This window comes from Bradyrhizobium sp. UFLA06-24, assembly GCF_054967145.1.
Genome location: NZ_JADFUE010000101.1, coordinates 1 through 15,459, shown reverse-complemented (window position 1 = coordinate 15,459; position 15,459 = coordinate 1). Strand labels below are relative to the sequence as shown.

General features: G+C 57.9%; 9 protein-coding genes and 2 pseudogenes. All 11 read right to left on the bottom strand.

Annotated features, from left to right (window positions below; genetic code table 11):
* Window positions 1–191, bottom strand: a pseudogene (locus tag IF809_RS36050) (GFA family protein); the annotation flags it as partial.
* A gap of 1,211 nt (window positions 192–1,402) precedes the next feature.
* Window positions 1,403–2,269 (bottom strand): electron transfer flavoprotein subunit beta/FixA family protein, encoded by an 867-nt coding sequence (locus IF809_RS36045; protein WP_011084835.1) that lies wholly within the window; start codon window positions 2,267–2,269, stop codon window positions 1,403–1,405.
* Window positions 2,270–2,786: 517 nt separating this feature from the next.
* Entirely contained in the window at window positions 2,787–4,535 is a 1,749-nt protein-coding gene (gene nifA / locus IF809_RS36040; RefSeq protein WP_014497807.1) for a nif-specific transcriptional activator NifA, read from the bottom strand.
* 252 nt (window positions 4,536–4,787) lie between these two features.
* Window positions 4,788–5,624: an SDR family NAD(P)-dependent oxidoreductase gene (locus IF809_RS36035; RefSeq protein WP_011084833.1), complete on the bottom strand. Its 837-nt coding sequence runs from the start codon at window positions 5,622–5,624 to the stop codon at window positions 4,788–4,790.
* Between the two features lie 728 nt (window positions 5,625–6,352).
* Window positions 6,353–7,465, bottom strand: coding sequence for a nodulation protein NodZ (locus IF809_RS36030; protein WP_011084832.1), 1,113 nt, complete (start codon window positions 7,463–7,465; stop codon window positions 6,353–6,355).
* Between the two features lie 165 nt (window positions 7,466–7,630).
* Window positions 7,631–9,657 (bottom strand): annotated as a pseudogene (locus IF809_RS36025) (carbamoyltransferase family protein).
* A 255-nt stretch (window positions 9,658–9,912) separates the two neighbouring features.
* Window positions 9,913–10,701 carry an ABC transporter permease gene (locus IF809_RS36020; protein WP_011084828.1) on the bottom strand — a complete coding sequence of 263 codons (789 nt, stop codon included), beginning with the start codon at window positions 10,699–10,701 and terminating at the stop codon, window positions 9,913–9,915.
* Between the two features lie 3 nt (window positions 10,702–10,704).
* Complete coding sequence (gene nodI / locus IF809_RS36015; protein ID WP_011084827.1) at window positions 10,705–11,625, bottom strand: nodulation factor ABC transporter ATP-binding protein NodI; 921 nt, start codon at window positions 11,623–11,625, stop codon at window positions 10,705–10,707.
* 1 nt (window position 11,626) lies between these two features.
* Window positions 11,627–13,336: a nodulation protein NodU gene (gene nodU, locus IF809_RS36010; protein WP_014497812.1), complete on the bottom strand. Its 1,710-nt coding sequence runs from the start codon at window positions 13,334–13,336 to the stop codon at window positions 11,627–11,629.
* Window positions 13,337–13,349: 13 nt separating this feature from the next.
* A complete protein-coding gene (gene nodS / locus IF809_RS36005) occupies window positions 13,350–13,979 on the bottom strand; it encodes a nodulation methyltransferase NodS (protein ID WP_014497813.1) in 630 nt (209 codons plus the stop codon).
* Complete coding sequence (gene nodC / locus IF809_RS36000) at window positions 13,906–15,363, bottom strand: chitooligosaccharide synthase NodC (RefSeq protein WP_011084824.1); 1,458 nt, start codon at window positions 15,361–15,363, stop codon at window positions 13,906–13,908. The genes nodS and nodC overlap by 74 nt, the downstream gene beginning before the upstream one ends.
* Between the last annotated feature and the right edge of the window lie 96 nt (window positions 15,364–15,459).

Below are 15,459 nucleotides of genomic sequence, written 5' to 3'. Positions count from 1 at the left end.
ACGCTGGTCAGTTCAATGTCCCTCCCAATGTCCCGATTTTGATGCATTGCATCGAATATGAGGTCCCTTTGCGACCCTGCCTGCAGGTACGGGAACGCCTGTGACATCGCTAGGTATTCAGGCAGCAGGCTGGCGACCTGGTCTCCGGACATCTGGGAGGCGAACGGATGCGGGCCGAACAAGGCTCGCACTCGCTCAGTCAAGTACTCGCAGGATAACTTCGGAGGCTGATCCGGTGCAAATCGAGACGCTTGAGATATCATTTGACTCCCTGCAGATGAGAAGCGAAACGGTCCTTGACGAAGCTACCTTCATGTCCGGGCCGACTATTGACCGCGCTGAGTTCATTGGCTTCAAAGGGCCTAATGTTGCGTTCACCTTTCACGCAAACTTTCGTCGTTCTCCTGGCCACGGCAGATTGCGGTCTTCTCTGTCCTGGTCATGCGCATCGAAGGGACTTCGTTCATTGAGGGAGCGGCGAGGATCCGGTTGGCTTCCAGTCCAGCAGCAATCCGATGCCGCAATGGCAGCCACGGCGAGCATGCGCGCGGAGAATCGTCTTGGATACTTCGCCGCGCATGCCATTCTGATGCTAATGCCGCATGCGCGAATGACACGCCTAGTCGCGCGGTGCAGCTTTGGCTGCCTGAGCAAATGAATGAAGCCCTCGCGGTTGCTGCTGCCGCCATTTCATCGAACCGCTGTCAACTTGGTACAGCATTGTAAAATCCAATTCGTGCCTACCGACCTCACAGGGCCTCAGGTCGTTCGTGGCATGCCGCTCGCCTGTTCTTCGCATTCGCGGTTACCCCCTCTTAATTTTTACTGGCTAACAGCAACCATCATGCCAACTCTTGAATTTGCTCCGTCAGATTCCGAAGAAGCTGGTATAACACTTGTGACCTATCCTCATAGCAGGTGCATAGCACTTGAGAGGCTGCGCACCGCCGTCAGGAACGAAACAGCGGCTGTTCACATACACACGGCTGCTGAATTGGCGGATTGCTTCAAAGGCGCCGCATAGGTTGGCTTTGCTCCTTAAAGCCAGCGACAGGGCTTTGGACGTGCAGACGGCAGCGCTAGCATGGTGACCCGGGTTGCTGACGTATTCCGTCTTTGCTCGCGACCGGTACGGAGGAAGCAATGGTCTTCCACGGTCGAACACGACAAAACGGAAGATCTGAAATATGCGCAGGCCTGTTTGGCCGTGCCCCGGCAATCCTGGGCGGCTCCGGACTCGATCGTAGCGATAACGTGCTCTACGGAACATGCGGCCTCAGCCGATGGCGAGATCGACGGATGGCATAGCAAACTCTTATGGTAGCTTACCGCGTTGCACAACGACATGTTGCGCTCTCATCGACTCGGGTGCGAGCGTTGATACATTTCTTGGAGCGCGTTGCTAACATTGCCCGGACAGTCCAGATCGGGCGTCACGAGCAAGTGTCGCCAGATCGGTTTCGAGCTTCGGTTGATTCAAGAAGATTGCGTCTATTAGCGCCTGCGCCGGCTGCTCGGCGGACTCAACCAGCGCCGCCCTCTCGGCCCGCGCAGGGGGAGCGAACACACGTTTGACGACAGTCGGCGAGCCCTTGAGCCCACATTTGGAGATGTCTTCGACACCTGCATCTTGCGCGCTCCATTTCACGATTTTGGCTCGCGCGGCACGCAAGGCATCCGCCATCGCGCCTCGCCGAATCTGATTCGTCGCCTCAAGCATGGTGATGAGGCAGGGCAACCTAGTGTGCAGAACCTGCACACCGCCTTCCGAGCGCCGCTCCGCTTCAATTGTTTCATTGGCGACGTCCACGGATCTGACCTTCGCAACGTAAGTTAGCTGCCCTACGCCCAGTCGCTTCGCGATGCCAGGACCAACCTGCGCTGTATCGCCGTCGATGGTCTGCTTTCCCGTGAAGATGAGGTTTGCCGGACCATATTCCTTGCCAATTTTCCGGATCGCTGTTGCAAGCGCATACGTAGTGGCCAGCGTATCCGAGCCCGCAAAGCAGCGATCAGTAAGTAGGACGGCGCGATCAGCACCATAAGTCAGCGCCTTTCGCAACGACTCCTCTGCCGATGGCGGCCCCATGGTAAGCACGGTAATTTCGCCACCGAACCGATCGCGCAGCCCCAGCGCGGCCTCGAGCGCGAATAGGTCATACGGGTTGATGATGGTCGGCACTCCCTGACGCATGATTGTATTGGTCACGGGGTGCACGCGGATCTGCGCCGAGTCCGGAACTTGCTTGATGCAGACAATATTATGCAAGGTGTTGCTCCTAAAGTTACGTCAGTTGGGAAGAGAACAGCAAGTCTTGTACCATCCCCGCCGCTTGGGACCGCTCGCTGTCACAAGGCTTAACACCGGGTAGTGCGCCCTCTCTACCCCGCGCTTCCTGAAAGGGATGCCGGCACAAAGCAGGCTCGGACAGCGCTGTTTCGCAGCACCACGCTGGCAAGTGGCGGCGGGACTGCTTGCGGATTGACTGCCGCTAATCCCCTGCAGGCCCGGACCGGTCGAGGGTCATTAAGCATTGCGTTCGCCAATCCGGCTTGATTGAGATAAGGATGATAGCTCTTTGCATTTCGAGCAACCGGCGGTTCGCGATTGTGCGACTCGCAAGTGAGGCTCTCCGCCCCATCTGTCGCTGAATAGTTGAGCCCTTCTCGGGGTCGTGGCAAGCCGACGCCCCCGGCGGTCCATTCCCCTCAGATTGCTAGATTAACTACGCGGACCGTCTTCACTTATCGATTTGGCGGAATCAGTCCAGGCCGATGCGGGGCGCTCAGAACCGCTTTATCTCGATTCCGTATTTCCTCAGCGCGTAGCCGACTTGGCGCGGGGTTAGCCCGAGTAGGCGCGCTGCCTTGGCCTGCACCCAGCCAGACTTTTCCATAGCCGCAACGACCCGCTCGCGATCAGCCATTCTCGCACCACTAACGAGAACTGTGCCGGAAGGTGCCAATGAGCCCGGTTCGCAGACAGCCTGCGGCGGAGGGGCCGTTTCAGCCAGCGGGATGATGGACTTTGCAGGCACCGGTTGCATCGGTGCCGCCGGGTCTGTCTTGCCATACGATGTGCTTTTCCAAAGCGTCGTGGAAAGGCATTGGCCTTGGCTGCATGCAAAGTCACTTCTTACAATCGATGTTCCGGCACTGAGTGTCGCGGTCCGCTCGATGCAGTTCTCGAGTTCGCGGACATTTCCCGGAAATTTACAGCTCATCAGTACATCGATCGCACTCGCCTCCAGAGTAAGAGAGCGGCCGTTCTCGCTGTTAAACTTTCTGAGGAACTCTCTTGCGAGCAGCGGAATATCACTGCGTCTTTCGCGAAGCGGCGGCAACAACAAGGGAACTACGCTAATACGATAGTAGAGGTCCGCGCGGAATTCGCTCCTTGCCACAGCCTCTTCAAGGTTCCTGTTGGTCGCAGCTATCACCCGAACATCGACTTTAATCGTGTGATTGCTGCCGACGCGCTCGAACTCCTGCTCTTGCAGAACTCGCAGCAACTTCGCCTGGAACGGAGGTGAGATCTCTCCGATCTCGTCAAGAAATAGCGTCCCTTTGTCAGCAAGCTCGAAGCGCCCCTTGCGGGCGCTGACAGCACCGGTAAAGGCACCTTTCTCATGGCCAAACAATTCCGATTCCAGGACCGTCTCGGGGAGCGCCGCGCAATTCAGCTTAACGAACGGCCGCTTAGCACGAACGGACGACTCGTGAATGGCCTTGGCTACCAGCTCCTTCCCGGTACCGGATTCGCCACGCAGCAGAACCGTGCTGTTTGATCTGGCTACAACGACAATCTTCTCAAGCAGTGCGCTCAGCGCCGGGCTGTCGCCAATGATCCCGTGTGCCTGAAGCTGCTTGCGCTCGCGAGCGGGCGGCCCACGATCAACTGTCTGTTTCTCTAGCCGGTCCTTGTCCACCAACGATTGTTCGCGATCGCCGGCGAACAAGCGATGTAACTTGATCGTTTGTCCTATCACGTTCGCGACCATGGCGAGCAGCCGCGCATCGTACTCGAGAAGACTTGAACTGCCTTCCGGGATACGGTCGATCGTCAGCGTACCAACGACCGTCGAATCAACGCGAATCGGGACCCCGATGAACGCTACCGGTATACTATCAGAGGCGCCGAGAACCTCCCGGTCGGCAGCGCTGAAGGCCGTCTCGGCGGCTACATTCTCGACCATAAGAGACCTGCCTGTCGCTACGATCTCGTGGATTGCTTTCTGCGGCACGCACGTCCGGTAACGTTCGTCAGTGCCTTCGCTCCAGCCGGCGCCAACTGTAAGTTCTGGAACGCCGTCATCGTTGAACAGCGAGACGAGGCCGTGTCGCATCTGCACAAACGATTGCAGAAGACCGAGAACGTTGGCCAAGGTGACTTCGAGCCGGCCGGGAGCATTTAGTATTTTCGATATTTCGTAGATGCCGGCCAGCGCGCTCTCATGCGACGGCTCCCCCGGGGGGGCACGCTCCGGTTCCGGCTGCGAGGCAGGTCTTTCGCTCGAGGAGGGGATATGCAGCATAAGCCTGTCTCCGTTTCCTTGATCATCCTCCCTGGACCCATGTCCGGATTGGCGAGGTTCGTTTTGCATGTCACTCTCGATCTAGCGCCAAGTGTTGACGAGATGACATCGAACCGTGACACTTTTTCATGGCACGACAGTAAACTTGCCGTGTGCCTTCGATTCATTTTCTGTTGATTGTATGCGCGTGGTCAGCGGAGAACGTGAGTCCGTTGGGAAGCTCAAGTCAGCTTCGCCGCCGGGCCGGCCGCTTCACAGATGCTGGCCACCGTTGATCGGCACCTCGGCACCCGTAACATAGCTCGCCGCATCCGAGCATAGGAAGAAGATGACCTTGGCCACTTCGTCCGGAGTACCCACTCTGCGCAGCGGGATACTTGCCACGACGCGCGCTTCCGCGTCGGGCGACAGCATGTCGGTCCTGATTTCGCCGGGCGCGATCGCATTGACGCGAATGCCATGCGGCGCATAGTCGTGGGCCAATTCGCGTGTGAGGCTCGCAAGCGCAGCTTTCGAGGTCGCATAGGCGCTACCGGCGAATGGGTGCACCCGCGAGCCCGCGATTGAAGTCACATTCACGATCGATCCTGACGCGGCTCTTAGCTCATCAAACAAACCCTGCGCCAGCAGGATCGGAGCCACCAGATTAAGATGAAAGACCCTCATCCAGGTATCGGTTGAGGTGGTCAACGATGTCATCCGATCGCCTGTGGGCGTTTTCGGCGACACACCCGCATTATTCACCAGCGCGTGCAAGGGCGCACCAGCCAAGCGTTTCTTAACCTCGGTGATTGCGCGCGGCAGCATTCGATGATCGCCGAGGTCGACCTGGAAATGATCGTCATTCCCAGCCTCCCAGGGGCATCGCTCGCCGTCGAACGGTTGGCGTGCGCAAGAAATGATGCGCCAGCCTGCCTCCGAGAATAGCTTGGCAGTGGCATGGCCAATTCCGCGCGATGCGCCGGTGAGTAACATCACCTTCGGTTCTCCACGATCAACGCGCGCATTAACAGCGTCAACGAGGCGATCCAAATGTGCTTCGGGCAGCGGACCTCGGATCAGATTGTCATTTGGCAGATCGAGACCCACGGCCGCCTCCTCTACTTTTGCGCCCGCGCACGCGTAGCAGGATTTGCGCCACTGCGATGTACGTAAATGCGCTTCCGTTTTGCGTCCTAATGTCGCGCACGCGGAATGTTTGGCGCATTCAAGACAGCGGAGGTGAGCTTTCTGACAGCGATGGTGACTCTGCTACGTAAGTTCGCGAGCACTCGCCCGCTTCATGAAAGGGCTACCCAGCCCGCGTTCGCTTTCACGATCGCACAACCGTACGAGCCTGCGGCTGGCCGGCGCCTCTCGTCGAAGTCGAAAAATGCCCGGGGATAACGGCCACGGCCATTAGCCGCCCCAACATAAAACTGATGTACCAAGCTTGCACGTTAGATTCGTCGGCGGCCACTTTTGATCTATCGCGCCATGCTCTGAGCGGCACTGGATTTCGCGGCGCTAGTTCCAAGCATGAGCTGGCGAGCTGAAATGTTCATCCGTGATTGAGCGTTGTTTAGCTTCCGTCTGCGGCCCGCCCGAAGCGAAGACGAAGGCGTGCTCCTTCTGTAAAACGCAGCGGCACTTTAGGGCCGTTGTTGTCGAAGCCGCGCCTTAGCCGAACGCATTCGGCCGCGGCTTCGTTCTCTTCGCCCCTGGAACGTTGCGGCAATGACAGCCCGCGGGCCAGAAAATCGTCGCCCGGAGAAGAACTTCCACGGCTATCGGACGTAAAGAGCGGCGGTGAGATCGATCACGCGGGTTTGCGACTTTCACGAAGCCATAAGCGCTTGCGAGTTGTCTTCAATCAGGATCAACCGGCCCGGATCGTTCAAATCGAATTCTATAACGCGTGGGGCGAAAAGACGCGCATAGCGCGTAAAAGCGCTCGTTGGCGGAAAACGGATCACCGTGTCGCAGCGGGCAAGGAGATACATCTCGGTGAGGGCAGAAAAGCCGCCTTCAGCTCCGAGGGCGGGATGGTGCAATGGGCCCGCTTGAGGCGCCTGGAACTGCTTTGGAATCGCGAAGACATCGGGAAATTTAACCGAAACCTGCTCGAGGACGAGCGCACTGTCCGTGCACAGGAACGCCCTCACAGGTTTTGCGTGGGATAAACTCCTGGCCTCATCAATGGCATTGTAGATCTGCCGCAAGGCGCGCTCCGTGTCCGCCCAGTAAGGGGCATGCCCCATAATATCTTCGCCATTGCCATGCCGGACATGAATGCCGATTACGCTGTACGGCTCAAAGTGCTCGCGGTAGATAGCATCAATCCGGGCCTGAATTTCAGGCCGCGGCTTAATACTCCGGAAGATTTCGCGTTCCGCTTCCTGATCGCAGCGCCACATCAGGCAGGCATCACACACAACCGTGTTAGCGTCACTATCTCTCTGACTTTGGAACAGTTGATCGAGTTGATCGCGTTCCCTGAAAATCTGCTCGTCCGGTCGATAGATGCAATCGAAAGATGGCTTGTTCCACCATGTTGGAAAGAATGGTCCTGGAAACGAACGCGTATTGATGTCGTCATCGCAAATTACTCGCACTCCGCCAATGTCTTCAACCGGTTCGAAGAAGACTGGAAAGGCATTGGTGAATGGTTCATCAAGATAACAAGATCCCCGCCAATCAATGGCTAGCGTCCGTCCTGTCTGCTTTGCAAATCGCCAGGCTGCCGCGAGTGACCACAGACAGTCGCCAAACCCCGTACGTCGCCGGGACACTACGAACCGATCATTGCTCGAACCGCTAACCATCTGCCTTGCCTTTTCGCGCGCTCCTGGTTGGACAAGAGACGTCAGTACAGACGTCTCGCGTATCTTCTCGCCCGGCGTCACGGCCTGAAATCGCGGTGCCGGCGAGCTGCATCGGTAGAACTTCATAGCAGGGCTATCCGTGACGGGCCGCGTTCTCTCAATACGATCGTCCTTTCTTCAACGGTGTTGCATCGACCTGCCCGAAGCCCGATGCCCGATGCCCCGCTCTGCATCGGATGGCCTGGTCCCCTCACATGCACGCATGGGCGTGGCCATGCGCATGAGTCATGGCTATGTTCCGCTTTGTACATTATCGTGACGGCAAGCCGCGTGCAGCGGATGCAGGCGAACGCCCCGAAGCTCCCATACGAGCCGCAATTCCTTCACAAGATCTTCACGCTTGGCCTGGTCCAGCAGGGCTGTGTCGAAAAGCGACCCGAGCGACGCCTCGCCCTCGATTCGCATCAAGATCTCGAAAAGCTCAGGTGAGATACGCATACTAGAGTGGGCGGAATGTCCCATGCGGATCTCGCAGACCGTTTCCTGCCGATCTGGCGCTATGTGGGAGCGAACACGATGAAGGGATGCGTACGGCGGCAATGACGCAGCCAGCGCACTCCAATCCTGCAGTGATGCTGGCCGCTTCCTGACGAGGAACGGCCCAACAACAAGTCCGTCCAGATCAGTCGTCAAAAACGTGGTGATCGCATCTGACACGGACTGCACGATCGGCTCGGCATTGTTGTTAAATGAGGTATTTAGAAGAATCGGAAGGCTCGTTCGCTTCTTGAACGCATTAATGACGTCCCAGTAGGCGGGGTTTGTCTTGCGCGATACGGTCTGCAGCCGAGCCGTCCCATCAACGTGCGTGATCGCACCGAGCACGTTACCCTTGGCTTCACGCACGCGAACTACGAAGTTCATGAAGGGGAGCTGCCGCGTGCCGTCGGGGAGCTCAAAGAACTCGCTCGCATCCTCCTCTAATGCAGATGGCGCAAAGGGGCGATAGCTCTCGCGCTTCTTGACCACCGCGTTGATGCGATCCTTGTTTTCCGCAGGCCGCGGGTCCGCTAGAATGCTGCGGTTACCAAGCGCACGTGGGCCGAACTCAGAGCGCCCCTGAACCCAGCCGATTACAGCGCCATTTGCCATCCAGTCCGCCGCACTGGATGCTATGTCATCACTTCGTTGAATGTCGAGGTGGCCTGACCATGCGTTGAGCTCAAGCTCTGTGGCTTGCTCGTTCCCAAGATCGGGCCCCCAATAAACGTCCGGCAGTCGCTCGCGCGGCGCTGGCCTGCCTAGCTCGCTTGATACCATTAATGCAGCGCCGAGTGCGCAACCGGCGTCGTGCGCCGCGGGTTGAACAAAGATGTCGTCAAATAGCCCGGAATAAAGCAGCTTACCGTTCAGCGTGCAATTATGGGCCACCCCGCCAGCTAGGCACAGGCGTGTCATGCCCGTCGCTTTACGATGGTGCCGCAGGGTGTGAAACACGATCCGCTCCAGCGCTTCCTGCAGCGACGCGCTGACATCTCGATGCTGTTGGGTGAATGGCATTCCCTTTCGCCGAACCTGGATGTTGCGCAAAAGGGCTGGTCCGATTCGATCCAGGTGAACGCGATAGCCACCGCTGTCCAACAACTCGTAGAACTGCGCGAAGAGCTCGCGATAGCGATCGGGATCACCATACGGTGCAAGCCCCATCACTTTGTATTCGTCGAACATCCCGCAGCCGAGATATCGGATCGTCTCGAGATAGAACAGCCCAAGAGAGTTGTGTTCCGGGAAACTTACAAGCTGCGCAATTACGGTCCCGGACCCTACCGCCATTAAGCCTGAGAGAAAATCGCCCCCGCCGTCGATCGCAAACACCAGACTTTGCTCGAACCCGGACATGGCAAACGCGCTCACGGCATGTACTTCGTGGTGATTCACGAAGGAAACCCGGACGGATCGATCTCGGCCCCGAATTCCCGTGCCAACAGCTGCCGCAGCAACAGTTTGGGGTCCAACGGAACGGGCTGAGAAACAGAAAGGCGCTCGAGCATGGCTTTGCAGTAAGCTTCAGTCGCGTAGAACGCGATACGGTCGATGTCGCCGAGCTCGACTCCTGCGGTAGAAAGGCAGTATCGGATCGAATTGCTGGGGAACTTGTTGGAGTGCTTGACGCGGTTGAGGCGCTCCTCTTCGACAGCAGCAATTACGCGGCCGTCCTGCACAAGTACCGCAGCGCCATCGTGAAGAAATGTATTCGGCAGCTCCGGAGAGCTTTCATAGATTCTGTCAAGGCCGCCACTCAGTCCTATGCTCAACATCCCGTTCTCCATGGAAGGCCATGCCGTCCCACCGATCTAATCTGTACAGTCACGCGCAGCCGGTGCGCGTGCCAGGCAGCACAACACGACTTTGCAAGGTCCGATCGGCCGAACAGGCGGCCGTAGAGCTGGCTCGATCGCGGCTTCTCAAGGCCGTTTCACAAGCTGCTCTGACAGACCAGGTCACTCGCGAGCTACCGCGGAACGCATCATGACACTGCATCGCTTTGACTTCTCCGTTTCGCTGAACTCACGTCAACGCAGCAGGCGGCGCCGAAATAACGCGATCGACGCGAAAAAGGGCAAGACCGCGTAAACGCAGAGCGCGCCTACGTGTAGGGCGGCATTGTCGGCGCCGCGCTCAAGCATCACTGGGCGAATAAGGTCGACCGAATGTGCCAGCGGCAACAAGCCGGCAAAGTGCTGAAATGAGTCGGGCATTTGGCTCGTCGGAAAGACCGCGCCACACAAGAACACCATGGGCGTAAGGACGAGCGACTGGTAAAACACGAAGTAATCGTAAGTTGGCGCAAGAGATATGACGACCATTGCCAGGCTGGCGAAGACAAGGCCCGTAAGGGCGATTGTCGGTATCGCACAAAGAACCGACGTCCAGGATGCATAACCCAGGGTGGCAGCGACAATCCCGATTGCTGTCCCGGCTAGAACGGACTTACTGGCCGCCCACACCAACTCACCTAGAACGATATCGCCAAGCGTGAGCTGTGTGAACAAAATTCCCTCCCAGGTGCGCTTGACATCCATCCGAGCAAAGGCTGCGTACAGAGTTTCAAAGGTCGCGGATGTCATAGCGCTAATCGCGACCATACCCGCCGCCAAAAACGCAATGTACGAAGTCCCCTCAACCCGTCCCACAATGAGTCCGAGCCCAAAGCCAAGGCCAAACAGATTGGTTATGGGATCTGCGAGGTTGCCGAGAAGCGATGCAAGCGCGACTTTCCTCCATGCCAAGTAATTTCGACGCCATACCGCGGTCCAATTGTACGCATTAGCCGGCATGACCGACGCATAACCATCATCCATCGCTCATTTCTCCATCTCGCGCCCGGTCAACCGCAAAAACACGTCTTCGAGATTCGGGGGGCGCTGCAGAACGCGAAGGTCCGTTCGCCCGCGCAGGTGCACGCTGATTTCGTCCGGACATCGCGCGTAACAAAAAAGCGTCTCTCCACTCACTTCGATATGCCGCGCATACGGCCTGATCAGCTCCCGGAGTTGATCTAGATCACCGCCATAGATCTCGATCACGTTGCAGCCGATATGCTCGTCGATCAAGGCGTCTGGCTTGCCTTCGGCGATTTTGCATCCACTCTCAAGCACGCATAGCCGATCGCAAAGGCGTTCGGCCTCTTCCATGAAGTGAGTGGTCAAGAGGATCGTCTTGCCGCGCGCAAGAAGAGCCCGCAGGCGTTCCCAGATCAGGTGGCGAGCATGCGGATCGAGCCCCGTCGTCGGCTCGTCCATCACGAGTAGATGTGGATCATTGATCAGAGCGCGCGCCAGCGTCAGCCGCCGCTTCATACCACCGGACAAAAGGGAGACGCGCACGTCCGCCTTGCTTTCAAGCCGCGCAAACTCAAGCAACGAGGGCACAACCGCTTCGATCGTGCGAGCGCTCATGCCGAAATAGCGGCCAAACACAAGCAGGTTCTCCCGCACGGTGAACTCGGGCTCAAGGTTATCGAACTGCGGCACCACGCCTACGCGCACGCGCGCCGCACGAGCGCGGGAAGGCACAGGCTCATCGAGGACCGTAATCTTGCCTCGATCGGGGGAAATCATGCCGAGGAGCATGCGTGCAATCGTACTTTTGCCAGCTCCATTTGGCCCAAGCAGCCCGAAGCACTCTCCGCGCGCAACCGAGAACGACAGGTCATTGACGATAACCTTGTCCCCGAATGACTTTCTCACGCCGACAAGGTCGATCGCCATATTGGACATGTTCATCTTAGGCTGACAGAAGTCGTTCCGTAGGCGATGACTTCTTGATGACCGTTTTGCTCCAGAGCATGCCCTCGCACCACACATGCTCGACGCGCCCCCATTGGCATGCCGCCGCAGCATCGGGAAAGAATCCCCGTCCATGGAGGTTGGCGCTCGTGGTGCAGAGCAGCGGAATGCCGGTGAGTTGCTCAAATTCGATGAGAAGCGCAGCAATTTTGTGAGGAGAGTTGCGGGAAATTGTCTGCAGCCGCGCCGAGCCGTCGAGATGTACCACTGCCGGGATCTTGTCGCGCCAATTCGCCCGGGTTTGGTGATCGAATAGCATGTAAGGATCTGGCGTACCCGGGCTGAAGATCTCCGGCGCACGATCTTCCAGACAGATCGGCACCACCGGCCGGAAGTGTTCGCGCCGTTTGATGTCGTTGAGATGATCCTTCATCTCCGGGGACGTTGGGGCCGCAAGAATGCTTCTACCGCCCAACGCCCGCGGCCCGAGCCCGGCACACCCGGAAAGAAAGATGACGGGCTTGTTGTCAGCAAGAATCGAGGCAAGTTCAGGCAGACTGCACGGCGCCGCCTCCCAGTCCGGCGGAACCTCGCTCTCCTGCAGGGCGGGGCCACTGTAAACTGACCATTCCAACGGCTCGAAGCCATCTTGCGCTGCCATAGCGCCGCACGCCGCGCCGATTGCCGAGCCACTGTCATTTGGAAACGGCGGCACCCAGACATCATCGAATAATCCGGTCGCGCGAAGCGCGCTGTTCCATTTGATGTTGAGACCGCAACCTCCGGCGATGCATAGATTTCGCGCTCCCGGAAGCGACGAGTGCCGTAGCAGAACCATCGCGATCTCCTTAACGAGAAGACGTTCCAGAAACACATGAAACGACGCGAGGACGTCCTCCGCGCGCTTGGCCTTCAGGCGCAATGCGCTTGACTCGAAGAAGTCGTGAATAACTGCGAGAGACGCTTCCGCATTGTTGATGTTTTCGCGGTAGCGACGAGCCTGCTCCGTGTCAGCCGCTGAGCGCGTTTCATAAAGCTCCTGGAACACTTCCACGATGCTTTCGTCCACGGAACCAAGCTCGATGTAGGCCATCAGCTTGCCAGCAATGCCCAAATCCCAACTGGAGCGGTTCGGCTGCCGGTATGGGCCGAAGTGAAGGCCCGCGGCGGCATAGGCATGGCCAATCATCGGAAACAGCGATCCGATGAGCCGCGCGCCCTGGGGCTCGACATAGTAAAGGCGTGGAAAGATACAGCCGTCCCATACCAGACACAACGCGGGTTTCCCCGCGCTGGCGAAAGGACTGGTGCTATATGCTGAGGCGACATGGCCCGTGACATGCGGGTAGCTCTTATATGGAAACTCCTCGCCTCCGAGGAGGAGGCCATAGCCGTCGACGGAATCAAGGAGGCCCTCAGCATGACGCTCGACATATGGCGCGCCTTTTAGCGCGACCGGCACCGCTCCGCTTAGGAGCTGGAACTGCGATTCATTCTCCCCGTCCCAGCCATCAATCACGAACTGATCGATGTCGCGCGGATTCAGGCCATGCTCCGCCAAGGCGAAGACGACTGCATCGAGATTGTCGACGGACTGATAGCGAGGACCATTGCCGCGCTTCTCTTGCTCGACGCAAAAAAGACGCCGACCGTCCTCGACGACAGCAATTGCTCCGTCATGTGTCAACTTTATTCCGCAGATGCGCATACGTCCTCCTGGCCTAATGACCGGCGTTTGATTGTGCCGACGCGCCGCCCGGCTTCAGAAACCGGACGATCAAGCAGTCTTCGCTCGCCGACCCGGTGCAGCAGTGCCGGCGCTCGATCTCTGATAGGCTCTCATTGAAGAGAGCGATCACCGTCTCAGCACCGGCAGCATGCCCCCAGCGTTGACATATTTCATCACGCGCAGACCCGAAAATGAGAGTCTCATCTGGCGCAAGCATACTCACCAGGTTGCGGATAGCCGCATGCATCTCGACGACGTCCCTGAGGTAGTAAAGAACCTCAGCCACGACAATCAAATCGAATTGCTCAGTGGTCGAGAACCGCTGAATGTCGCAGGTCACCCAACTAATATGTGACCATTTCCCGGTCCGCAGTCGCGTTCGCTCGATTGCCTGCGGCATGACATCCACGACCGTAAGTCGCTCGCATAGCGGCGCCAGCATCTCCGTGAATGCACCGGCTGCACATCCTACTTCGAGCGCAGACGCCGCATCTCCGTCGCGGCGCGACATCCGGAGCATTTGCGCGTATCGCTGCTGCTCGAACGCACTAGTGTCGAGGCGCCACGGGTCGTCGACAGCCAACTCTCGCTCTAATAACTGATGGTTTTCGTCCTGAGTCATCAGCCGACCACTTATTTGTAGACAGTCGAACGATCGCGACCGGAAACACTCTCCGTCGCCGCCAGGCTCGATGGAGGCTGCGATAACGCCGCCTTACGAATAGGAGCAGGCGCCCCCCTACACCAGCAGGACTTCGTCCGGCATTCGGGTGCAGGATGACAGGCTGTTTCCCCTCTTCCGTCGGCATATCGGTGACTTTCCGAGATAGCCAATCGCTATTGCTCAATGTACAAAGCGCATAGGCCTTCAAAGGCAGTAAGAGACAGATATTGATCGGCGTGTGGAGCGAGAAGCCGATAAACCGCAGCTCGCGGGCACGAAGCGCTGCCACACAGCACCGGACCGTAGTCATTGCAGCAATCGTCAATCCCGTCCACCAGGGTATAGAGCCATCGATCAGGAGCTGTGCGAGCGCAGCAAGTGATGAAATGGCGAGGAGCAATGGGCCGAGATTTTGCCCGATAACGTCTAGCGTCAAATAACCATCGAGCTCTGGCAGCAGGCGCCAAGCAAGAAACGTATCTCGAAAGGTACTTCGCGCCCAGCGGAGTTGCTGTCGTAGATATGGCCGAAGACTGTGCGGGACGACTGTGGCTGCTATGGCGTCCGGAACGTATTCGGTTCGAAACCCCGCCTTGAGCATGAGTATCGTTAGGTGGCGGTCCTCGCCGAAATCGCTCGGCTTCCCACGAAAGAATTGGGCTTCATATTGATCAAGAAGCAAGGCGAGCGCGGAACGCCGATACATGGCACATGGGCCGCAGCAACACATGACGGCACCGAAGCGCGCCTGTGCCGCGCGCTCTTCGTTGCACGCGAGCCAATATTCCATGTCGATCAGCCTGGTCAGCCAGGTCTGGTTGCGATTGCTCGCGATCAGCTGACCCATGGCCGCACCGATTCCCGGGTCATGCATCTTCAATACAAGCTTCGTGACGACGTCGGCAGCAAGTATCGTATCGGAATCGACGTTGAGAACCAGATCACCGGATGAGCTGCGTATCGCTGCGATCTGCGCCTTGCGCTTTCCCACATTGTTCGCCAACAAGATAAAACTGAATCTCGGATCGCTCGCATATATCCGGTGTACAGGCGCGACAACGTCGCGGTTTGCCGATCCGTCATCGACCACATATACCTGCATCTTTCCGGCGTAGTCTTGACTGGCAATCGACTCCAGACATTCGGCGAGTGTGTTCGGATTCTCGTTGAAGCACGGCACGATCACGTCCACAGCAGGAACGACCACCTCGGCTTGTCCAAGGTTGTCCAGCGATGAGTTGATCGCCGGCTGAGCATAAAGCGCTTGCACGCTCTTATAGATCGTCGATAGGAGCGCATAAGATGAAACGGCGGCAGCACTGGTCGTCGCGAGCAGGTCCATGGGGTGTCGTTTTTTCAGTGGAGTTGAGGGAGTGGACGGATTACAAACCCGCGCCGTTGTAGTGCTGGAATGAGATATGCCAGCGCCGTCCTGGTC

Coding starts and splice junctions, on each gene's coding strand:
- nifA (WP_014497807.1), bottom strand. CDS start 4,535: ATGCTGCATATCCCCTCCTCGAGCGAAAGACCTGCCTCGCAGCCGGAA.
- IF809_RS36030 (WP_011084832.1), bottom strand. CDS start 7,465: ATGAAGTTCTACCGATGCAGCTCGCCGGCACCGCGATTTCAGGCCGTG.
- IF809_RS36020 (WP_011084828.1), bottom strand. CDS start 10,701: ATGGATGATGGTTATGCGTCGGTCATGCCGGCTAATGCGTACAATTGG.
- nodI (WP_011084827.1), bottom strand. CDS start 11,625: ATGAACATGTCCAATATGGCGATCGACCTTGTCGGCGTGAGAAAGTCA.
- nodU (WP_014497812.1), bottom strand. CDS start 13,336: ATGCGCATCTGCGGAATAAAGTTGACACATGACGGAGCAATTGCTGTC.
- nodS (WP_014497813.1), bottom strand. CDS start 13,979: ATGACTCAGGACGAAAACCATCAGTTATTAGAGCGAGAGTTGGCTGTC.
- nodC (WP_011084824.1), bottom strand. CDS start 15,363: ATGGACCTGCTCGCGACGACCAGTGCTGCCGCCGTTTCATCTTATGCG.